19 protein-coding genes, 1 rRNA gene and 1 riboswitch are annotated in these 21,998 nt (G+C 70.6%); of the genes, 4 read left to right on the forward strand and 16 right to left on the reverse strand.

Annotated features, from left to right (window positions below):
* Window positions 1-8: 8 nt before the first annotated feature.
* The gene (locus tag ACU6P3_RS04325) at window positions 9-647 is read right to left on the reverse strand and encodes a Clp protease N-terminal domain-containing protein (RefSeq protein ID WP_447195998.1); all 639 of its coding nucleotides are present in this window, start codon (window positions 645-647) and stop codon (window positions 9-11) included.
* A gap of 247 nt (window positions 648-894) precedes the next feature.
* Window positions 895-1,545 carry a PadR family transcriptional regulator gene (locus ACU6P3_RS04330; protein WP_447195999.1) on the reverse strand — a complete coding sequence of 217 codons (651 nt, stop codon included), beginning with the start codon at window positions 1,543-1,545 and terminating at the stop codon, window positions 895-897.
* Window positions 1,546-1,663: 118 nt separating this feature from the next.
* Between ACU6P3_RS04330 and ACU6P3_RS04335 the strand changes: the two genes are divergently transcribed.
* Complete coding sequence (locus tag ACU6P3_RS04335) at window positions 1,664-2,491, forward strand: PhzF family protein (protein ID WP_447196000.1); 828 nt, start codon at window positions 1,664-1,666, stop codon at window positions 2,489-2,491.
* Window positions 2,492-2,624: 133 nt separating this feature from the next.
* On the opposite strand, the gene ACU6P3_RS04340 is transcribed toward ACU6P3_RS04335, so the two are convergent.
* Entirely contained in the window at window positions 2,625-3,425 is an 801-nt protein-coding gene (locus ACU6P3_RS04340; protein ID WP_447196001.1) for a CPBP family intramembrane glutamic endopeptidase, read from the reverse strand.
* A gap of 294 nt (window positions 3,426-3,719) precedes the next feature.
* Entirely contained in the window at window positions 3,720-5,243 is a 1,524-nt protein-coding gene (locus ACU6P3_RS04345) for a glutamate-cysteine ligase family protein (protein WP_447196002.1), read from the reverse strand.
* A 533-nt stretch (window positions 5,244-5,776) separates the two neighbouring features.
* Between ACU6P3_RS04345 and ACU6P3_RS04350 the strand changes: the two genes are divergently transcribed.
* Window positions 5,777-6,385 (forward strand): hypothetical protein, encoded by a 609-nt coding sequence (locus ACU6P3_RS04350; RefSeq protein ID WP_447196003.1) that lies wholly within the window; start codon window positions 5,777-5,779, stop codon window positions 6,383-6,385.
* Window positions 6,386-6,922: 537 nt separating this feature from the next.
* Complete coding sequence (locus ACU6P3_RS04355; protein WP_447196004.1) at window positions 6,923-7,129, forward strand: DUF5999 family protein; 207 nt, start codon at window positions 6,923-6,925, stop codon at window positions 7,127-7,129.
* Between the two features lie 214 nt (window positions 7,130-7,343).
* Here ACU6P3_RS04355 and gcvP read toward each other — a convergent pair whose 3' ends face one another.
* A complete protein-coding gene (gene gcvP, locus ACU6P3_RS04360) occupies window positions 7,344-10,229 on the reverse strand; it encodes an aminomethyl-transferring glycine dehydrogenase (RefSeq protein WP_447196005.1) in 2,886 nt (961 codons plus the stop codon).
* A 178-nt stretch (window positions 10,230-10,407) separates the two neighbouring features.
* A riboswitch (glycine riboswitch) is annotated at window positions 10,408-10,505 on the reverse strand.
* A gap of 158 nt (window positions 10,506-10,663) precedes the next feature.
* On the opposite strand from gcvP, the gene ACU6P3_RS04365 reads away from it, so the two are divergent.
* Window positions 10,664-11,062, forward strand: coding sequence for a PRC-barrel domain-containing protein (locus ACU6P3_RS04365; RefSeq protein ID WP_447196006.1), 399 nt, complete (start codon window positions 10,664-10,666; stop codon window positions 11,060-11,062).
* Here ACU6P3_RS04365 and ACU6P3_RS04370 read toward each other — a convergent pair.
* The 11 genes from ACU6P3_RS04370 to rrf form a co-directional block, all read right to left on the reverse strand.
* Window positions 10,957-12,681: a DNA polymerase IV gene (locus ACU6P3_RS04370; protein WP_447196007.1), complete on the reverse strand. Its 1,725-nt coding sequence runs from the start codon at window positions 12,679-12,681 to the stop codon at window positions 10,957-10,959. The genes ACU6P3_RS04365 and ACU6P3_RS04370 overlap by 106 nt on opposite strands.
* Window positions 12,682-12,800: 119 nt before the next feature.
* Window positions 12,801-13,370, reverse strand: coding sequence for a MerR family transcriptional regulator (locus ACU6P3_RS04375; RefSeq protein ID WP_447196008.1), 570 nt, complete (start codon window positions 13,368-13,370; stop codon window positions 12,801-12,803).
* A gap of 182 nt (window positions 13,371-13,552) precedes the next feature.
* Window positions 13,553-14,026, reverse strand: coding sequence for a bifunctional nuclease family protein (locus tag ACU6P3_RS04380; RefSeq protein ID WP_005475662.1), 474 nt, complete (start codon window positions 14,024-14,026; stop codon window positions 13,553-13,555).
* Between the two features lie 53 nt (window positions 14,027-14,079).
* Complete coding sequence (gene ftsR, locus ACU6P3_RS04385) at window positions 14,080-14,823, reverse strand: transcriptional regulator FtsR (protein WP_447196009.1); 744 nt, start codon at window positions 14,821-14,823, stop codon at window positions 14,080-14,082.
* A gap of 16 nt (window positions 14,824-14,839) precedes the next feature.
* Window positions 14,840-15,667, reverse strand: coding sequence for an FHA domain-containing protein (locus tag ACU6P3_RS04390; RefSeq protein WP_447197761.1), 828 nt, complete (start codon window positions 15,665-15,667; stop codon window positions 14,840-14,842).
* Between the two features lie 148 nt (window positions 15,668-15,815).
* On the reverse strand, window positions 15,816-16,739 hold the full coding sequence (locus ACU6P3_RS04395; RefSeq protein ID WP_447196010.1) for a DUF881 domain-containing protein: 924 nt from the start codon (window positions 16,737-16,739) through the stop codon (window positions 15,816-15,818).
* A gap of 122 nt (window positions 16,740-16,861) precedes the next feature.
* Entirely contained in the window at window positions 16,862-17,194 is a 333-nt protein-coding gene (locus tag ACU6P3_RS04400) for a small basic family protein (RefSeq protein ID WP_030755737.1), read from the reverse strand.
* Complete coding sequence (locus ACU6P3_RS04405) at window positions 17,191-18,120, reverse strand: DUF881 domain-containing protein (protein WP_447196011.1); 930 nt, start codon at window positions 18,118-18,120, stop codon at window positions 17,191-17,193. Before ACU6P3_RS04405 ends, ACU6P3_RS04400 begins: the two co-directional genes overlap by 4 nt.
* A 279-nt stretch (window positions 18,121-18,399) precedes the next feature.
* Complete coding sequence (locus ACU6P3_RS04410) at window positions 18,400-20,895, reverse strand: mannose-1-phosphate guanyltransferase (RefSeq protein WP_030757644.1); 2,496 nt, start codon at window positions 20,893-20,895, stop codon at window positions 18,400-18,402.
* Window positions 20,896-21,010: 115 nt separating this feature from the next.
* Entirely contained in the window at window positions 21,011-21,619 is a 609-nt protein-coding gene (clsA, locus tag ACU6P3_RS04415; RefSeq protein WP_344284302.1) for a cardiolipin synthase ClsA, read from the reverse strand.
* 240 nt (window positions 21,620-21,859) lie between these two features.
* Window positions 21,860-21,976 (reverse strand): 5S ribosomal RNA (gene rrf, locus ACU6P3_RS04420).
* Window positions 21,977-21,998 lie beyond the last annotated feature (22 nt).

The following is a 21,998-nucleotide window of genomic DNA, read 5'->3' on the forward strand; positions in this document are numbered from 1 at the left end:
CGTCACCCTTATGACACCTGTCGAGATGACTGTCGGGACGACACCTGTCGAGACGATGGCCGTCGGGACGCCCGGTGGAGCCGCCCGGCCAGCGCCTGTGTGTCGACCCCGGCGCGCTCCATCACCTCGACGGCCCGGCACTCGTGGTCGGCGGCGAGCGCCGCGAGCACATCGAGGCCGTGGACGCGCGGCTCCGCACGACGGGACGCCCACTCCCACGCGTGCCCCAGGGCGGAGACGGCGGACGGCGACCAGCCGGCCACGGTCCGCCCGGCCCGGGACCGTACGACCGGAACGGCCCCGGAGTCCTCCACCCTGCCGTGCCAGCGCAGTCCGTAGCCGATGCTGCGCTGTACGAGGTAGCCGAGCACCCTGATCACCGGTGCGTCACCGACGCTGTCGCCGACACCGCCGAGCGCCGCGCGCACCTCCGGGTCCGCCTCCAGCAGGGAATGCAGCAGGTGGGCCGTGTCGATCTGCCCGTCCCCGTCGCGCCGCGCCCTGCGGCGCGCGCCCGACAGGGCCGCGGCGAGTTCCGCGGTGAGCCGGCCGTCGTCCTCGACGTGCGCCCGGGAGCGCGGTGGCTGCTGGGCGCGACCGGTCGCCCGGAGGCCGGCCGGGGCGGGCGGGGAGCCGACGCGCGTCACCGCTGACGAGCCCGGAACACACGGAGGTGGATTTCGCACACTGCCACCCCATCAGTCCCCTCTGCCCGAGGCATCCCCGGTGGGAAGCATTTCCGCATCCCACCGGAGTGGTGCACGCCTGCGCCGCTCCTCATCCTTACGGATGAGATCGCCCCCGGTCTCCCCCGGAACGCCCCCGGCGCACCGGCACCCCGGCGGCACCCGGGCCCGCGGCCGAACACCCTGCCGACCACCCGGCCGGACCTGGTCAGGCGTCCTCGTCGGCGAGTATCAGGTACAGCCTCTTGCGGGAATCATTGATGATCTCGACGGCCTTCTGCCGCTGCTCGGGCGTGCCGGTCCGCCAGACCTGACCGAACGCCTCCATCAGCCCGAAACCGGCCTGCCGGATCTCGTTCATCGTCTCCCAGTCGATGCCGCGCCCGGCCTCTTCCCAGGGGGTGTCGGGCACCGACTCGGCCTCGGTACGGCCGGCCTCGGTGAGCGTGAACAGCTTCTTGCCGCCGCCGCTCTCGCTGGTGATCATCCCCTCGTCCTCCAGCAGTTGGAGGGTCGGGTACACCGACCCGGGGCTGGGCCGCCAGGCGCCGCCGCTGCGCTCGCCGATCTCCTGGATCATCTCGTAGCCGTGCATGGGCCGGTCCTTGAGCAGCACCAGGATCGAGGCACGCACATCGCCGCGGCGTGCCCGCCCCCGGCCGCCGCGCCCCCGGCCGCCGCGCTCGAACGGGCCGCCGAAGGGGCCGCCCGGCCCCCCGAAGGGCGGCCCGAACGGCCCGAAGGCCCGCCGCAGGCCCTCGAACTCGCCCTGGAGATGCTGACCGGGCCCGCAGTGCCCGACCCCTGGTCCACGCCCGTGGCCGTATTCGTGTCCGTGTTCATGTCCATGGGGACGCATCGCTTCGCTCCATTCATCGTTGATCGGTCGCGATATCTCAACGATATATCGGAACCGATCGCACAGCAAGACACCCGCCGGCTGGGACCCGGCCTCGGACTGCGTCTAGGCTCGGCGCATGCGGATCCGAATCGTCGACGCCTTCACCGACCGGCCCTTCAGCGGCAATCCCGCCGGGGTGCTGCTCCTTGACGCCGGGCCGTTCCCCGACGACTCCTGGCTCCAGCGGGTGGCGGCCGAGGTGAACCTGTCCGAGACCGCCTTCGCCCACCCGCTGCCGGCCGGCGGCGACGCCGACTGGGCGCTGCGCTGGTTCACGCCCACGACCGAAGTGGACATGTGCGGTCACGCCACCCTGGCCACGGCCCATGTCCTGCGCTCGGCGGGCCGCGCGAGCGGAACGGTGCGCTTCGCCGCCCGCGCCGGGATCCTGGGCGCCACCACGCACGACGACGGCTCGATCACCCTCGACTTCCCGACGTCCTCCCTGACGCGGGTGGAGATCCCCGCGGGGATCGCCGCGGCGCTGGGAGCCGAGCCGGTATCCGCGTACGACACGTCGGAGGATCTCGGCGACCTGCTGGTGGAGTTCGCCGACGAGCGCACCGTACGGGCCCTCGCCCCCGACTTCGGCGCGCTCACCGCCCACTCCCGGCGCGGCGTCATCGCCACGGCCGTCGCCGAGGACCCCGCGGGCGGCTACGACTTCGTCTCGCGCGGTTTCTTCCCGGCCGTCGGAATCGCCGAGGACCCGGTGACGGGCAGCGCGCACACCGCGCTCGCGCCGTTCTGGGCGGCGGCCCTCGGCCGTGCGGACCTGACCGGGCTCCAGGTCTCGGCCCGCACCGGGTTCGTGCGTACGGCACTGCGCGGCGAGCGGACGCTGCTGACCGGCCGGGCGGTGACGGTCGTCGACGGCGAACTGTTCAGCTCCCCCGACGTGTGACGCCGCACGGCACACCGGATGCCGGGGCGGCGCCCGCGTGCCGCCCGCCCCGTCCGTACACCACTGTCCGTACGCCGCCGTCCCGGGTCTCCGTACGCCGCTCGGTCCGGCGGCGCACGGACGCCCGGTCCCGCTACACCGTCGGCAGCCAGCCCACTTTGCCCGCCAGCAGCGCGTAGCCGAGGAAGGCCCCGATGTCGAGGAGCGCGTGCGCCACCACCAGCGGACCGACCCGCCCCCAGCGCCGGTACAGCAGCACGAACACGACGCCCATCACCATGTTGCCCACGAAGCCGCCGATGCCCTGGTACAGGTGGTAGGAGCCGCGCAGCACCGAACTCGCCGCCAGGGCGGCCGTCGGCGTCCATCCCAGCTGTCCCAGCCTGCGGAGCAGGTAGCCGACGACGATGACCTCCTCCAGCACGGAGTTCTGCACCGCCGACAGGATCAGGACCGGGAACTTCCACCAGACGTTCGGCAGCGACTCCGGGACCACGGTCAGGTTGAACCCCGCCGCCTGCATCGCCAGGTAGAACGCCAGCCCCGTGCTGCCGATCCCCGCCGCCACCACCGCGCCCCGTCCCAGGTCCGGCCAGGGCCGACGGCCGTCGAAGCCGATGTCCCGCACGCCGCTGCCCTCGCGCAGCAGCAGATGCGCGACCAGGGCGACGGGCACCAGGGCGGTGCTGATGCCGAACAGCTGCCAGGCCAGGTCCAGCCAGGGCCGTCCCGGGGCGGCCGACGAATTGAGATTGGCCGCCTGGCTGCCCAGCGACTCGGGCCTGGTCACCGAGCCGATGAAGCTGATGAGCGCCGATACCCCGCTCGCGCCCAGCGAGAGAGCCAGCACGAGCACGGTCTCGTGCCGCAGGGTCTTCCGCGAGATGGCCTCCTGGGGAAAGGAACCTGCCATCCGCCCCGCCTCCACCCGCACACGTACCTCCAGTTGAGTCGTCCCCGGACCCGTGGTGTCGCCGACGGGCGCGCGGGAACGCCGGAGCGCACGCGACCGGCCGAGGGCCAGATCCTGTGACCTCACAGCTTGCCCGACCGGACCGGAGAGAGTGCGGTCAGGCCCGGGTCCGACGGCTCGCGCCGTCCGCGCGACCACACTCGTATCGCCGGACGGACGACGGCTCGCACCGCGTGCACGTCCACTGGCGCCGCCCGGGCGGACCACGCCTCACGCCGGATCCGCCCTCATCGGTACCACTCGTACCGGAACCGCTCACACCGCCCGGACCGCGGCTCGCGCGGGGAATCCGGCGGGCCAGGTGTGCACCGGCTCTCCCGCGTGCATCAGCTCACAGTAGCGTCGGGTGGTGGCGGCGAGTGCGGCGTCCCGGTCCAGCCCGGCCTCCAGCGCCCGGTGGAACGTGTCCACCTGCCACGACGCCCCGTTCACCCGCCGCTTGCACCGCTCCTCGATCACCCCGAGGTAGAAGTCACGGTCCGCGGGCTCGACCTGCCAGGCGTCGAGGCCCGCGGCGGCGAGCGGCAGCAGCTCGTCCCGCACGAGCTTGACCACCGGAACGCTCGTGGTCCCGCCCGCCCGGCCCGGGCGTGGCCAGCGCAACTCGGCGTCGATGCCGTACCGGCACGCCACGTCGAAGTTCTCCGCGGCCTCGGCGAAGGACAGCCTGCTCCAGACCGGCCTGACGTCCTCGGCGAGCGCCCGCACCAGGCCGTAGTAGAACGCCGCGTTGGCGACGACGTCGGTGACCGTGGGGCCGGAGGGCAGCACCCGGTTCTCCACCCGCAGGTGCGGTACGCCGCCGACGACCTCGTACACCGGGCGGTTCCAGCGGTAGACCGTGCCGTTGTGCAGCGCCAGCTCCGAGAGCCCCGGCACACCGCCGGCGTCCAGGACCCGCTGCGGGTCCTCGTCGTCGCAGATCGGCAGCACGGGCGGGAAGTAGCGGAGGTTCTCCTCGAAAAGGTCGTACGCGGAGTCGATCCAGCGCTCGCCGAACCAGGTCCTGGGGCGCACGCCCTGCGCCTTGAGCTCGGGCGGGCGGGTGTCGGTGGCCTGTTCGAACAGCGGCGGCCGGGACTCGCGCCACAGCTCGCGGCCGAACAGGAACGGAGCATTGGCACCCAGTGCCACCTGGACCGATGCCACGGCCTCCGCGGCGTTCCACACATCGGCGAAGCGGTCCGGAGTCACCTGGAGGTGCAGTTGCACGGAGGTGCAGGCCGCTTCCGGGGCTATCGACGACGATGTGGTGGACAGCCGTTCCACCCCTTCGATGTCCAGCGTGAAATCCTCCCCGCGGGCCGCGTGCATCTGCTCGTTGAGGAGTGCGTAGCGGCGGACGTCCGAGAGATTCTCGGAGACCACGTCGTGCTGGGTGAGGGTGGGGAGAATTCCGATCATCACGATCCCCGCGTCGACCTCACGCGCTTTGCGGTGAGCATATCCGAGCCCGGCGCGCAGTTCCTCCGCGAGCTGATCGAGGACTCGACCACCGATACGGTGCGGAGCGATATTTACTTCCATGTTGAACATGCCGAGTTCGGTCTGGAAATCCCCGCTCGCGATGCGCCGCAGCACCTCCGCATTCAGCATCCGGGGCATCCCGTCGGTGCCCGCGAGATTGAGCTCGATCTCCAGCCCCATCAGATTCTTGGGGCGGTCGAACCTCCCGTCCGCCAGCAACCGCTCCAGTACCGCCAGGCACTGCCGGAGCTTCCTGCGGTATTTCTGCCGATCGGACAGGTCGGAACCGCCCGCCTCGACCTTCTCCCCCATCGAAGTGTCCCTCCTCGTGGGCAGCCCGCGGCACGAGCATCGCGTCACGGTCGATAATGCCCACACAGCGTGATCCATAACGTCCCGGTCGGCCGATGGACCCCCACGGACGGCGGCCGACCGCTACAGTGGTGCCCCCGATCGATCGGCACATTCCTTTGGCATGGCGTTGACTACGGCGTTTCCGGTGCCCGACATCCGGGGAAAAACGCCGAAGAGTTGGTGGTGATTTTCGGCCGACCCGTTCGAAGGAATCGGCCCAGGCCAGCCGCGTGTCTTCGCCGTTTATCCACAGTAACCGCACCGGACGAGGTCCGGATATCGCCTTGTCCGCAATATCGGCGAGAGCTAGAAGAAACCTGACGTGAACACACGTCGTATAAACTTCGCGTACGAGGCGGAGAGTCGGCGTCCCGGCATTGCGATCTGTGAGGCCCACCTCTGACCCCGCACGCTGACAGTGACGTCCGCACCGGTTCACGCTCCCCTTCACGCATCACCCCTGTGTCTCCTGAAGTGAGAGGCAACCCACCATGCCGCTGCATGTTCCTCCGGCCCCCGCGCCTGCCCTGCGCAGCGTTCTCGCGGCACTCAGTTCCCCCACCGCCGTGCGCGATGCCCGCACACCGGCACTCCAGTCCGCCCCGGGGCCGCTGAACCCCGAACTGCCCCTGCCCGTCCACGCGCTCGACCTGGTCGCGACGGCGGAAGAAGCGGCAGCCGCGGGCCGGGCGCCACGGACCAGATTGACCGGCTGGCGCTTCCTGATCCGCGGCGGTGACCGAGCGGTCGCCGCCGCCGACGCGATGCTCACCGCGGACGGCTGGGCGTTCTCCCGCTTCTTCGAGGGCCCGTACCTCACCGCCACGGAGCGCGCGCTGCGCCAGGCCGAGTCGCTGACCACGCCGTACCAGCCGCGGCTGTTGTGGGTGGCCGAGCTCTACATGCTCGCGCTCTGGCTGCACGAGGACACGCGGGACGACGCCGCCGAGGGCGCGCTCGGGCCGGCCGACATCCTGGTGCCTCTCGCACCGGCCCCGCCGGGCATCGCGGCCCACCGCCCGCACCGGGTCGCCGATCTGCTGCCGGTGATCGGGCTACGGCTCGGGGCGGCACCGCCGCTGCTGCGCGCTCCGGCCTGACGGGAATGACGGGCTCCCTCCCCGCTCGTCCCGTGCGCCTCTTCGGTGCCCCGCGACCTCACCGGTCACGGGGCACCGGCGCGTTCCGCGGTGCCGACCCGGCGCGCCGGGCGCGTCCGACGCCCGCGAACGGGCCGCCGGAGGGACACTAGTGCCCCTCCCGGCAACGTTTGCCCCGTCGCGACGCCCGGCACGCGCGCTCGCCGCGTTGGCCACAAGCCCAGGTAGCTCCGCTACATGGACTTCCGGCCGCCTTGCGATCACACGCACCGGACGCCGCTCCTTGACGGGCAAACCCTGCCGGTCGCGGCACTAGTTCTCTTCGGCCACGTCGAACCACCCGAAAAGACCGGCGAGTTGAGCTGAACCGTCCGTGCGGGTGATACGTCCTTGAGCAGAAAGGAGAGCTGCCGCGAAATCCCTGCGGATCGCCGTCCGTGGGGCAACACTAGGACCGGACCAGACAGATACGGGGGAGCGGCCATGACGACGTCAAGCCGCGGGACACACACCACGACGCAGCGAAAGAACCCATCCATGTGCCAGCACCAACCAGCCTGTCCGACAGCCGATTCCGCCGACCGCGACGCCGCACGATTGGTGGCGCACCACCCGGAGCAGGGCTGGAGTCTGCTGTGCAACGGTGTCCTCGTCTTCGAGGACACCGGCGAGCTGCTGCCGGACGGCAAGATCATCGCCCCGCACCGGTCGTCGCGCGGCGGGCAGACGATCACAGCGGCCTGACGGGCCGCCACGGCGAGGCCGGAGCGTCCCGAGCGCCCGGCGGACGACGGGTGGGCGGCATGCCGCCCGCGGCGCCCCCGCCCTGTCGGTCCTGCCCCGGCGCCGCCACCGTACCGGTCACATCGGGCGCGGGCACCGGGCCGTTCGGCCCCTCGGGCGCGGTCCGGCCGGGACCACGGCCCCGGCCGGACGGCCTGCCCGGCGCCCCGGACGGTCAGTCGTCGTACGCGTCCAGCGGCGGGCAGGAGCAGACCAGGTTGCGGTCGCCGAACGCGCCGTCGATCCGGCGGACCGGCGGCCAGTACTTGTCGGCGGCCGAGACACCGGCCGGGAAGGCCGCCTCGGTACGGCTGTACGGACGGTCCCACTCGCCGCCCAGCGCGGCGGCCGTGTGCGGGGCGTTGCGCAGCGGGTTGTCGTCCGCCGGCCACTCCCCCGACGCGACCTTGTCGATCTCCCGGCGGATCGCGATCATCGCCTCGCAGAACCGGTCGATCTCCGCCAGGTCCTCGCTCTCGGTGGGCTCGATCATCAGCGTGCCCGCCACGGGGAACGACATCGTCGGCGCGTGGAAGCCGTAGTCGATCAGCCGCTTCGCGATGTCGTCGACGCTCACTCCCGTGGCCTTGGACAGCGGCCGAAGATCCACGATGCACTCGTGCGCCACCAGACCGGCCGGACCGGTGTAGAGCACCGGGTAGTGCGGCTCCAGTCGCTTGGCGATGTAGTTGGCGGCGAGCACGGCGACCTGGGTCGCCCGCTTCAGCCCCTCGCCGCCCATCAGCCGCACGTACGCCCAGGAGATGGGCAGGATGCCCGCCGAGCCCCAGGGCGCCGCCGAGACGGGCCCGACGCCCGTCCCGGGCCCGGCCGCCGGCTGGAGCGGGTGGTTCGGCAGGTACGGCGCCAGATGCGCCCGTACACCGACGGGACCGACCCCCGGGCCACCGCCGCCGTGCGGGATGCAGAACGTCTTGTGCAGATTCAGGTGCGACACGTCCGAGCCGAACCGGCCCGGCTTCGCCAGCCCCACCAGCGCGTTGAGGTTCGCGCCGTCGACGTAGACCTGCCCGCCCGCGTCGTGCACGGCCGCGCAGATGTCCCCGATGTGCTCCTCGAAAACGCCGTGTGTGGAGGGATAGGTGACCATGAGGACGGCCAGCTCGGCGCCGTGCCGTTCGATCTTGGCGTGCAGGTCCGCCAGGTCCACGTCACCGTTCTCACCGGTCTTGACGACGACGACCTTCATCCCGGCCATCACCGCGCTCGCGGCGTTCGTCCCGTGCGCGGAGGAGGGGATGAGACAGACCGTGCGGCCGGCGTCGCCGTTGGCGCGGTGGTACGCCCGTACGGCCAGCAGACCGGCCAGCTCCCCCTGCGAGCCGGCGTTCGGCTGGAGGGACACCGCGTCGTACCCGGTGACCTCGGCGAGCCGCTCCTCCAGCTCCCGGATCAGCGTCAGATAGCCGCTCGCCTGCTCCGCCGGCGCGAACGGGTGCAGCGCCCCGAACTCGGGCCAGGTGACCGGCTCCATCTCCGTGGTCGCGTTCAGCTTCATCGTGCAGGAGCCGAGCGGGATCATGCCCCGGTCCAGCGCGTAGTCCCGGTCGGCGAGCCGGCGCAGGTAGCGCAGCATCGCCGTCTCGGAGCGGTGGCGGTGGAAGACCGGGTGCGTCAGATACGAGTCGGCGCGCAGCAGGTCCGCCGGCAGGGCGTCGTCCGTGGCCTCGTCGAGCGCCTCGATGTCGCCGGCCACGCCGAAGGCGGCCCACACCGCGGCCAGCTGCGCGCGGCCCGTCGTCTCGTCACAGGCGACCGAGACGTGGTCCCCGTCCACGAGGCGCAGGTTGATCCCGCTCGCCAGGGCCGCGGCGACGACCTCGGCGGCCCGGCCCGGGACGCGGGCCGTCAGCGTGTCGAAGAACGCGCCGTGCACGACCTCCACCCCGCCCGCCCGCAACCCCTCGGCGAGCAGCGCCGCGTACCGGTGGGTGCGGCGCGCGATCGCCCGCAGCCCGTCCGGGCCGTGGTACACGGCGTACATCCCGGCCATGACGGCCAGCAGGACCTGCGCGGTGCAGATGTTGCTCGTGGCCTTCTCCCGGCGGATGTGCTGCTCCCGCGTCTGGAGCGCCAGCCGGTACGCCCGGTCCCCGTCGGCGTCCACGGACACCCCGACCAGCCGGCCCGGCAGGTTGCGCGCGAAGTTCTCCCGTACGGACATGTAGCCGGCGTGCGGTCCACCGAAGCCCATCGGGACGCCGAAGCGCTGGGTGGTGCCGACCGCGATGTCCGCGCCCAGTTCCCCGGGCGGGGTGAGGAGCGTCAGCGCCAGCAGATCGGCGGCGACGGTGACCACCGCGCCGAGTTCGTGGGCCCGTTCGATCACGGGCCCGAGGTCCCGGACGGCCCCGGAGGCGCCCGGGTACTGGAGCAGGACTCCGAAGACGCCGCGCTCGGCCACCTCGGCCGGGATGCCCTCGCTCAGATCGGCGACCACGACCTCGACGCCGGTCGGTTCGGCCCGGGTCTCGACGACGGCGATTGTCTGCGGCAGGGCGTCGGCGTCCACCAGGAACACCCCGTCCTTGACCTTGCCGACGCGGCGCGACAGCGCCATCGCCTCGGCCGCCGCCGTGCTCTCGTCGAGCAGTGAGGCGCTCGAGGTCGGCAGCCCGGTCAGCTCGGCGACGACGGTCTGGAAGTTGAGCAGCGCCTCCAGCCGGCCCTGGGAGATCTCCGGCTGGTACGGCGTGTACGCGGTGTACCAGGCCGGGTTCTCCAGCACGTTGCGCAGGATCACGGGCGGGGTGAAGGTGCCGTAGTAGCCGAGCCCGATCATCGACGTCCGCACCTCGTTGCGGTCCGCCAGCGACCGCAACTCGGCCAGCACCTCCGGCTCGGTACGGGAACCGGGCAGCCGCAGCGCCTCCACGCTCTTGATGGCGTCGGGCACGGCGGCGTCGGTCAGCTCGTCGAGCGAGCCGTAGCCGACCTGCGCCAGCATCTTCGCCCGCGCCTCCGCGTCGGGCCCGATGTGGCGCTGCTCGAAGGGTGTGCCCCGCTCCAGCTCGGCGAGCGGAATGCGACGGTCGGTCATGGAGAGGCCTCCTGGTCTGTCACGACCTGCGAGAGGCACCCGCGCGAACGGGCACCCGGACGGCCTCCCCCTCTGTCATCTCGACCTGAGAGCTTCACCGGCCCGCCGCACACGGTCCGGCTTTCACCGTCGGTGAGAGCGGGAGCCGTCCGACGCCCGCCCTGCTTTCCAGAGTGACCTCGTCCATGCGGTACGGGTGCCTGAGAGATTCCGGGGAGGATTTGCTCCTTCGGCGCCCCCGGCCATCTCTCCGGAGGACTCTCCCGCATGGGGTCAGCAGCCGACTGCCAGCCTACCAGCGCGGTGTTACAGGCGGCTTTCGAGTGGCCGACGTCCGAAATCTGCACTTTGGTATTCCGTAGCGACCAGTGCGACCAACGCGACCGGTGCGACCGGTGCGACCGGTGCGACCGGTGCGACCGAAGGGAACGACGGTGGAAACCGACATCGATCCGCGCAGCCTGATAGGGCGCAAGGCATTCGACCGGGACGGCCGCAAGATCGGCACGGTGGACGAGGTGTATCTGGACGACGCGACCGGTGTCCCCGAATGGGCGGCCGTCCGCACGGGAATCTTCAGCCGCGACGCCTTCGTCCCCCTCGCGCCCAGCACACTGCTGGACGGCGGGCTGCGCGTCCCCTTCGGCCGCGCCCTGATCAGGGACGCGCCCGACTTCGGCGTAGGGCGTCACCTCTCACCCGAGCAGGAGCTGGAGCTCTACCGCCACTACGGACTCCCCCTCCCCGCTCCGGAGCCGGCCGACCCGCCCGCCTCCCTGTCGGACCGTGACGCGGAGCGCGGCTTCGGGCGCATCGCCGACCAGGACGACTGACCCTCGGCAGGCCCCGCCGCACCGCCCACCGTCGCGTCGTCCCGTGTACCGCCCCCGGCCCTTCCCTCCGGTCCAGGCCCCCCTTCCGCCCCGTCCCCGGTCCCTTCTCGGTCGTTCCCCTCGCCCGTCACGGCCGCGTCCGCGTCGGCCGGCCCCACAACCGCGCCCGCCACCGCCCCCGGTATGAGGGGCAGCGGATCGGAGAGTTCGAGATCGGGGTCGTCGACCCAGAAGGTGCGCACCCGCCCGGGCGCGGAGCCCGGTTCCTCGAACCGTACGGTCACCCTCCCCAGCCCGCTGCCCTGCACCCAGCCCGCCCCGAACGCCGCGTGGCGCACGTCGTGACCGGCGGGGAAGCGCCGCTGCCCGGGCCCGTCCACGGCGTCGGCCGACGCCGGTCCCGCCACGACCGCCGGTCGGTCATCCGCCGTGCCCCCCGCTTCCCCGCCTCCGGTGTCCCCGCCTCCCGCCGCCAGGTCCGCCGGCGGCACCGGGGCGCCGCCCCCAACGACGCTCCCCTCGCCGACTCCGCCGACGGGAGCGTCGGCCGCCGCCTGGGCGAAGAGGTCCTCCTGCGTGTAGTCGGCCAGCCCCGTCACGCCCACCCCCAGCAGCCGCACGCCGCCGGTGGTGTCCACCCCCTCCAGCAGCCGCGCCGCCGCCTCACGCACCACGACCGGGTCGTCCGTGGGCCCGCGCAGCGTGTCCGACCGCGTCAGCGTCGAGAAGTCGTACCGCCGGACCTTGAGGACCACCGTCCGCCCGGACCGCCCCGCGTCCCGCAGGCGCCCCACGCACCGCTCCGCGAGCCGCTCCACCTCGGCGCGCACCCGGACCCGGTCGTGCAGGTCGACGTCGAAGGTGTCCTCCACCGACACGGACTTGGCGTCACGCTCGGAGACCACCGGCCGGTCGTCATGGCCCCGCGCCATCCGGTACAGCGACGCTCCGTGCGCCTTGCCCAGCAGCCGTACGAGCTCGTCCTCACCCGCCTCGGCCAGATCCGCGACCGTCGTCATCCCTGCCCTGCGCAGGTGCTCACCCGTCGCCGGTCCCACCCCGGGCAGGGTCCGGACCGGCATGGGTCCCAGCATCTCCCGCTCGGAGCCGGGCGGGATGATGACCAGACCGTCGGGCTTGGCCTGCTCGGAGCCGATCTTGGCGAGCATCTTGGACCCCGCCAGCCCCACCGACCCGGCCAGCCCGGTGGCCGCCCTGATGTCCGCGCGCAGCCGCTCACCCGTCGCGCGCGCCGAGGCGGTGTCGTCCGCCGCGCCGCCCGCCTCCAGGTCCACGAACGCCTCGTCCAGGCTCAACGGCTCCACCAGCGGGGAAAGCCTGCTCAGCAGCTCCATCACCTGGTCGCTGACCTCGCGATAGAGCCGGAAGCGGGGGGTGAGGAAAGCCGCGTTCGGCGCCAGCCGCCGCGCCTGGGCCATGGGCATGGCCGAGTGCACCCCGAACCGCCGCGCCTCGTACGACGCCGTCGAGACCACCCCGCGCGGACCGAGCCCGCCGACGATCACCGGTTTTCCGCGCAGACTGGGCTTGGCCGCCTGCTCCGCCGCGGCGTAGAAGGCGTCCATGTCCAGATGCAGGATCGTCGGTGCGGTTCTCACACTGCCGATCGTCCCTCACGCCACTGACATTCGGCTTCCGCCGTCCGGGCCGGGGTGCCCGGTACGTCCGGGGTGGCCCCACGTCCGCCACGAACCGAGCCCCGAAAAGAGGCGCGCGGTCAGACCGCTCGGTCTCGGCGGCGCCTGGCCAGTTCGTCCGCCGGGTTGTTCCCGATCAGCGTCTCGCCGGTGTCGACCCGCTCCCCGTGCAACTGCGAGAGCGCGGCCTCCACGTCCCGCCACACGACCCCCACGGCGATCCCGAAGACCCCCTGGCCCCCTTGGAGCAGGCTGACCACCTCGTCGGGAGAGGTGCACTCGTGGACGGTCGCGCCGTCGCTCATCAACGTCATCCGCTCCAGATCCTGGAACCCCCGCGCGCGCAAGTGCTGGACCGCGGCCCTGATGTTCTGCAGGGCGACCCCGGTGTCCAGGAACCGCTTCACGATCTTGAGGACGACGACGTCCCGGAAGCTGTACAGGCGCTGCGTGCCCGAACCGTAGGCCGGCCGGACACTCGGTTCGACCAGTCCCGTACGCGCCCAGTAGTCCAGTTGGCGGTAGGTGATGCCCGCCGCGGCGCAGGCGGTCGGGCCTCGGTATCCGACCGTCTCCGCGCCGGGGCCGGCCGCGCTGCCGTGAAGCGGAAACGGCCCGCTCGCCGCCGTACTGTCGCCGCTGCTTCTCACGCCGACCCTCCGTCCTTGACCTGCCTTGTCGAAGGTAGGCAGTCACCCGGGGTGCGTCAACGATCGCCGCACTCGCCACGCCGGGTGATAATCACCCTGAGTGTGGTTTCCCGTGCCCCCTTCCGGGGAAAGGCTGACCGAATGTTCGCCGGCGGCGGGCCGACGGGGCGCTCACCGGCGTCTCACTGGCTGTTGGTCCCGAAGTCCTCCGGCGAGATCTGGTCGAGGAACTCGCGGAACTTCTCCACCTCGTCCTCCTGCTCGTCCGGGATGGCGATACCGGCATCGTCCAGGACCCCGTCACTGCCGAAGATCGGCGTACCCGTGCGCAGCGCGAGCGCTATGGCGTCCGACGGCCTGGCGCTCACCTCGACCCCGCTCGCGAAGACCAGCTCCGCGTAGAAGACCCCTTCGCGCAGATCCGTGATCCGGACCTCGGTGAGCTCCTGGCCCACCGCTTCCAGCACGTCCTTGAAGAGATCATGGGTCAGCGGCCGGGCCGGGGCCATGCCCTGCTGGGCGAAGGCGATCGCGGTCGCCTCCCCCGGTCCGATCCAAATGGGGAGGTACCGGTCGCCTCCCACTTCACGCAGGAGCACGATCGGTTGGTTGGAGGGCATTTCCACCCGGACACCCACTACGTCGAGCTCGTTCACACAGCAACCCTAGGACGTGCCCGGCCGGTTTGGGTAGTCGGACTCCTCCACGGTCAGTGGCGGCGGGTCCCCAGGGCCGATCTGACCAGTGCCGCGTGCAGCCGGACGGAGAGAGCGGCCAGTTCCCGCATGGTGGCCTCGGCGTGGGCCCTGGTCTGCGGATTACGGTGTCGGCGCAGCGGGGCGACCACCTGTTCGAGCAGGCCGGCCTCGCGCTCGGCCGCCGCTTTCACCAGCCTGAGATGCCGGGGTTCCAGACCGAACTTCCCCAGATCGGCGAGCAGCTTCGCCACCGTGGCGGAATCGGCGTCGTACCCGCCGTCCGGCATCGGGGGGAGCAGGCCGTACGACTCCCACTCCGCGAGCATGGCCTCGTCGGCCCCGGCGGCGGCCAGCAGTTCCTCGCGGCCGACACGTCCGGCGGGCGGAGCGACCTGCTCCGCCGCCTCCCAGACGCCGTCGTCCGGTCCTTCGCGCTGCGGGCCGGGCAACGGTGGACGCTCGCCCCGTTCCAGGGCGTCCAGATGCTCCCTGATGACCTTCAGGGGCAGATAGTGGTCCCGCTGCATCCGCAGCACCTGAGCGAGCCGCTCGACGTCCTCGGGGCTGAATTTGCGGTAACCGGAGGGTGTCCTGCGCGGCTCGACCAGCCCCTCGGACTCCAGGAACCGGATCTTGGAGACGGACACGTCGGGAAACTCGTCCCGCAGCTTCCCCAGCACCACGCCGATACTCACCAGCTGGGCGCCCATGGGGGCGGCGCCGTGGCCGGCACCGCCCTTCGGTGTTCCCTGCATGGACCTTCCCCGAGGGTCACACGCCCCGCTGGCTCGCGAAGAAGACCAGCCGGTACTTACCGATCTGGACCTCGTCACCGTTCGCCAGCAGGACCGAGTCGACCTGCTCACGGTTGACGTACGTGCCGTTGAGGCTGCCGACGTCCGAGACCGTGAAACGGCCGTCCGCGCCCCGGCGGAACTCCACGTGCCGACGCGAGACCGTCACGTCGTCCAGGAAGATGTCGCTCTCCGGATGACGGCCCGCGGTGGTCAGCTCGCTGTCCAGGAGGAAGCGGCTGCCCGAATTCGGGCCGCGCCGCACCACCAGGAGCGCTGATCCCAGCGGCAGCGCCTCCACCGCGGCCTGGGCCTCGGGAGTGAGCGAGGGGAGCGCTGTCTGGCCGGTCGCCTCGGAGTCGTAGGCCTCGATGCCCGAGATGGAGATCGTCGAGGTCGTCTCCGAAGCGCGCTCCGGGGGCACCCCGCCCCGCAGCGGCGCTCCGCAGTTGGAGCAGAACCGACTGGCCTCGGCATTGCGGTGCCCACACCGCGTACAAACCGGCAAACCCGCCACCGTGGGGTCCTCCTGCCGCGACTGCCCCGCCAGGGCACCTGATGCGTACGGATCCGAGGAACCTATGCGGCCGGAACCAGCAGGGTCAACCGACGACGCGCCGAGGCCCTCGCCGCCCACCTGGTCGCGGAAGAGCGGACGCTCGCCGCCCGGCTCCTCGCCCTGACCATGGCGCGCGGCACGATGGCGGGCGGAGCCGCCCTCCTCGCGCGCGCTCTTGCCGAACAATTTCGCAAACAACTTCACGGGCGATTCCCCTTGACCGAAACAGACCCGCCCGTGGGGCAGGACGAACCCTGAATGAACACACCTGCCGACCCGGACATCTTGACAACGTCCGAAACCACCGGACAGTTTCCACCACTCACCACGCTGACCGTGCGCCGACCCCCCGCAAGCTCATGCCCGCGTCCGGCAGCTGCCATGCGCCCCCGCCTCACCGCGATGTCGACCGAGCGTAGTCAGGCCGCTTCGTCGGTCGCAAGGCGTTCACAACGATCTCCTCGGCCCGTGCCACCGTGGCCGTGGCCTGCTCCTTCTCCAGCGTCTGGACCACCCCGCCAGGAATGTTCAGGGCGGGCTCCAGATCCTGCGGTTTGCCGATGACCTTGAAGATGTACGGCGCCTCCACCGGGTTCCCGTCGATCCGTACGTCACCCCCCGTACCCGAGAAGTACGTATCGGCGACCACCCTCACGTCATTGACCTGGATCGCCTCGGCACCCGCGGCCCGCAGCTCCTGAACGGTGTCCAGCAGCATGTCCGGCTCGACGGCTCCGACGGCGTCCTCGACACTCAGCGTGATTCCCGGTCCCTGTGCCGCGACCGTACCCGCCAGAACTCCTAGTTGCTGTTCCTTCTCCAACGTCTGCTTACGCGCCTCCTCCGCCTGGTCCGAACTGTTCTCCAGCTCGGTCCGCTGATCGTCCAGGCGCTGCTTCTCATCCTCAAGACGCTGGGTGCGGTCGTCCAGTTCATCGAGGATGCGCACGAGATCCTCCTGGCGGGCACCCCTGAGCGCGCTGTCGTCGTTATTGGACCGTACCTGAATGGCGAGCCCGAGTCCGAGTCCGAACAGCAGCAGGGCGACGACGAGCTGAGCGCGTGTCACCCGCGGCGGCCACAGCCCGGCGGCCAGCCGCTGGCGCCCGGTGAGCTGTGGGGTCGCCTCAGCTGTACGGGAGCCGGGGGACGTCCGGGAATCCCCGGGCCCTTGGGGAGCAACGGACGTGTGGGGGTCAACGGGCTTGTGGGAGCCTCCGGGCTCAGGGGCGCTCCGCGCCAAGTCCTCGGGCGTACGGGGCTGCTGTGGCACTCGTGACTCCTGCGGAACCTGCTCACCTCGTGGCGCGCGCGACATCGGCGCGGTGTCCTCGGCACGCCGCCGCTCGGCGGTTCCGCGACTCTCGGGCCCAGTGGTCCCACAGGGCTTCTCCGGCCGGGGGGTCCGGGCTCCGGAGGTCTCGTCCGTACTCATCGGCCTCACGCCCGGAACACATGCCGACGGATGGCGGCAGCGTTGGAGAAGATGCGGATACCGAAGACGACGACCACACCCGTGGACAACTGCGCGCCCACGCCCAGCTTGTCACCGAGGAAGACGATGAGCGCGGCCACCACCACGTTGGAGAGGAACGAGACGACGAAGACCTTGTCGACGAAGATCCCGTCCAGCATGGCCCGCAGGCCGCCGAAGACCGCGTCGAGAGCCGCCACGACGGCGATCGGCAGATAGGGTTCGACCACCGCCGGGACCTCGGGCCGGGCCAACAACCCGACCACGACCCCCACGACGAGACCCAAAACGGCGATCACGATGTGCCCTTCCCAGTGTCGGCCGTGCTCTGCCCGTTGCCCTTCCCGGCGTCGGCGGCCTTCGGCTCTGCGGTACGTACGATCAGGCTCGGCGCGGCAGGCAGACGCACCTCTTCCTGGCCTGAGAGAGTGGCGCGGACGCCGAAGTCCTTCCGCAGGGTGCGCAGGTACTGGCCGTCGGCGCTGTCCTGGAAGGCGGTGCTCAGCTCTGTGCCGTCCCCCACCGCGAGCACCGTGTACGGCGGCACCAGTGGCCTGTTGTCGACCAGTATGGCCTCTCCCGCGGCCCGGATCGCCGAAAGGGACGTCAGCCGCTGGCCGTTGATGGCGACTGCCTCCGCCCCGGCCTCCCACAGGCCGTTGACGACGCGCTGCATGTCCCGGTCGCGGACCCGGCCGGTGTCGGAGAAATCAGCGCTCTCGCGCGGCCCTCCGCCGTCCGACTCGGAGTTCTCGGCGTCGTCCACCACCAGCTTCACGCCCGGTCCCGACACCGGCGTCGCCCCGGAGAGCAGCGCCACCAGCTCGCCCTGCTCGCCACCGTGCTCGCGCAGGGCCGCGCGCTGCCGCGCGCCGACCTCCGCGCGGAGTTCCTCGACCGCGCTCTCCAGCCCGTCCGCCGTGGCCGTCTCGGCGTCGATCCGGTCGATGAGCTCCTCGCGCTCCTTCGCCACGACGGGGGCGGAAATCCGCGCCTGCGCCGCCCCCAGCGTCACCACGAACGCCGCCAGCACGAGGCCGGCGGCCAGCCCCAACTTGGCGCGCAGCGTGCGTGGCAGCCCGCCCTCCTGGGCGGCCCTGCGGGCGGCTGCCTCCGCGTACCCCTCGTCCAGGCTGTGATCCATCACATTGTTCAGCAGCGACATGGACGCGTCGGGACGCGCCGAGGGGGAGCGAGTGCTCCGAACGGGGGGCTGCTGCGACATGCCGCACATCGTCGCACGTCGGAGCCGCTACCGCCGAATGGCCCTACCGGTATGCCGCACGGCCCCTCCCGGCCCGGGCGGCACACCGGTCATACGGTTCCGAACCGCCCGGGCTCTAGTGCCGCGACCGGCAAGGTTTGCCCGTCAAGGAGCGGCGTCCGGTGCGTGTGATCGCAAGGCGGCCGGAAGTCCATGTAGCGGAGCTACCTGGGCTTGTGGCCAACGCGGCGAGCGCGCGTGCCGGACGCCGCGACGGGGCAAACGTTGCCGGGAGGGGCACTAGTGACCCGCGCCGTCGACCACGGACGACCACTCGTCAAGCAGGGCCTGGGCCGACGCGTCGTCGGGGCCCTCCGCCCACAAATGGGTGACGGCTTCCGCCGGGTCGGGCAGCACCATCACCCAGCGCCCGTCCGCCTCCACCACCCGTACACCGTCGGTCGTGTCCACCTGCCGGTCCCCGGCCGCTTCCACGACGCTCCTCATCACCTGCCCCTTGACGGCCCACGGTGTGGCCAGGTCCCGGCGCAGTACGTGCGCGCGCGGGATACGGGCGTCGATCTGGGACAGTGTGAGCTGAGTGCGCGCCACCAGGCCGATCAGCCGGACGAAGGCCGCCGTCCCGTCGAAGACGCTGCTGAACTCCGGGACGATGAAGGCCCCGCGCCCGTCGCCGCCGAAGATCGTGGACTCCTCCCGGCCCACCCGGGTCAGATCGTCGGGGGAGGTGGTCGTCCACTCCACCTGAGTGCCGTGGTACGCGGCGACCTGTTCGGCGATCCTGGTGGTCGTCACCGGCAGGGCGACCCGGCCGCTGCGCCGCTCGGCCGCGACCAGGTCCAGCAGCACCAGCAGGGCCCGGTCGTCCTCGATGATCCGCCCCTTCTCGTCGACCAGCGACAGCCGCTCGCCCACCGGGTCGAACCGGACACCGAACGCGGCCCGGGCCGACGCGACGATCTCGCCGAGCCGCACCATGCCCGAACGGCGTGACTGAGCCGTCTCCGTGGGCCTGGACTCGTCCAGGCCGGGGTTGATGGTCAGCGAGTCGACACCGAGCCGGCCGAGCAGGCTGGGCAGGACCAGGCCGGCGCTGCCGTTGGACGCGTCGACCACGACCTTGAGTCCGGCCTCCGAGATCCCCGTGGTGTTGACGTTGCGCAGCAGCGAACCGGTGTACGAATCGAAGACGCTGGCCGGGAAGTGCAGATCCCCGACCTCTCCTGGGAAGGCACGGCGGTACTCCTGCCGCGCGTAGACCCGGTCCAGCTTGCGCTGGCCCGCCTGGGACAGGTCGGCGCCCCGCTCGTCGAAGAACATGATGTCGACCGAGTCCGGCACACCGGGAGAGGTCCGGATCATGATCCCGCCCGCGCTACCCCGCGCCGTCTGCTGCCTCGCGACGGGCAGCGGCACGTTCTCCAGGTCCCGCACGTCGATCGCGCTGGACTGGAGCGAGGAGATCACGGCCCGTTTGAGCGCCCGGGCGCCGCGCGAGTGGTCACGCGCCGTGGTGACGGTGGATCCCTTCTTCAACGTGGTGGCATAGGCGCCGGCCAGCCGTACCGCCACCTCCGGCGTGATCTCGACGTTCAGCACCCCGGACACGCCTCGCGCACCGAACAGATGCGCCTGGCCGCGGGCCTCCCAGATCACCGAGGTATTGACGAACGCTCCGGCCTCCACCGTCTTGAACGGATAGACCCGCACATTGCCCTGGATGATCGATTCCTCACCGATCAGGCACTCGTCGCCGATGACGGCGCCGTCCTCGATGCGGGACGCCCGCATGATGTCGGTGTTCTTGCCGATCACACAGCCCCGCAAATTACTGTGCTGGCCGATGTAAACGTTGTCGTGGACCACGGCCTTGTGGAGGAACGCACCTGTCTTGACGACCACGTTGGAGCCGATGACCGTGTGCTCGCGGATCTCCGCGTCGGCTTCGACCTTCGCGTAGTCCCCGACGTACAGCGGCCCGCGCAGAACGGCGTCCGGATGCACCTCCGCCCCTTCGGCAACCCACACTCCGGGCGAGATCTCGAATCCGTCGATGTCGACGTCGACCTTGCCTTCGAGCACGTCGGCCTGGGCCTTCACATAGCTCTCGTGCGTGCCGACGTCCTCCCAGTACCCCTCGGCGACATAGCCGTAGATCGGCTTGCCTTCCTTCATGAGCTGGGGGAAGACATCGCCGGACCAGTCCACCGAGACATCGGCCTCGACATAGTCGAAGACCTCGGGCTCCATCACATAGATGCCGGTGTTCACGGTGTCCGAGAAGACCTGGCCCCACGTGGGCTTCTCCAGGAAGCGTTCGACCTTCCCCTCCTCGTCCACGATGGTGATGCCGAACTCCAGCGGGTTCGGCACCCGGGTCAGGCACACCGTCACCAGCGCGCCCTTCTCCTTGTGGAAAGCGATGAGGTCGGTCAGGTCGAAATCAGTGAGAGCATCGCCGGAAATGACCAGAAAGGCATCGTCCTTCAGGGCCTCTTCGGCGTTCTTCACACTCCCCGCCGTGCCGAGCGGCTTCTCCTCGTTGGCATAGCTGAGATCCATGCCGAGTTCTTCGCCGTCACCGAAGTAGTTCTTGACGAGGGAGGCGAGGAATTGCACAGTGACAACGGTCTCGTTGAGCCCATGTCGCTTGAGCAACCGCAGCACATGCTCCATGATCGGCCGATTGGCGACCGGAAGGAGCGGCTTGGGCATGCTTGAGGTCATGGGACGAAGTCGAGTACCTTCGCCACCGGCCATCACGACGGCCTTCATGTCGGAAGCGTCCTCCTTGAAGAGACGGTCTCGCCGACTTCACTCGTCCGGACAGCAGCCCACCATGCCGTCAAGTGTGACCCCACGCACACTCCGCGAAATCACTGAGACGAGCTCAATCGGCCACGGTGTCCGCTTTGACGAGACGGCGGACCTGGACCACATACAGGATCCCTGCCCACCAATAGAGAGTTGTACCCCATCCTGCGAACGCCCATCCGAAAACTTCGGCGAGTGACGCAAGCCAACCACTTCCGTCACTGAGGAGCAGGAGCGGGAAGGCATACATCAAGTTGAAGGTAGCCGCCTTCCCCAGGAAGCTCACCTGGAGAGGCGGATAGTCGTGCCGGCGGAGGATTCCCATCATGACGAGCAGGACGAGATCCCGGCTGAGCAGGGCCACCGTGAGCCACAGGGGCAGGATCTCGCGCCAGGTGAGGCCGACCAGGGTGGAAATGATGTACAGCCGGTCCGCGGCCGGGTCCAGCAGCCTCCCCAGGCTGCTGATCTGGTTCCACTTACGGGCGAGCTTGCCGTCGAGATAGTCGCTGATCCCGCTGAGAGCCAGCACGAGCAGGGCCCAGCCGTCGCTGTTGGGTCCGCCGAACTCGGGGCGGAGGATCAGCCACAAGAAGAGCGGAACGCCTACGAGTCGGGCCATGCTGAGGACGTTGGGGATGGTGAGCACCCGGTGCGTCTGAACGCGAGTCTCCTGGACCTCCACCCGGGGGCCTCCTGTGTGGAACGTGCCAACGATGCCTCATGACTTTACCCTCAGCACCAGGCGTCCGGCGCATGGGGGGCAACCGGACATACATGGAACTGTGGGCATACAGGAAACGGGAGTCAGCCGACCCGTGGGGCCGGGACGCGCGGGCAGAAATGCCGGCCGTCCCGTGAACGCAGGTATGCCCCGCACCGAAGAAACCTGGTTCCTTCAACACGGGGCATACCCACAACAATTGTTCGGCGGCGTCCTACTCTCCCACAGGGTCCCCCCTGCAGTACCATCGGCGCTGAAAGGCTTAGCTTCCGGGTTCGGAATGTAACCGGGCGTTTCCCTCACGCAATAACCACCGAAACACTATGAAGATAACAACCAC

It is taken from the genome of Streptomyces hebeiensis, from assembly GCF_052983195.1.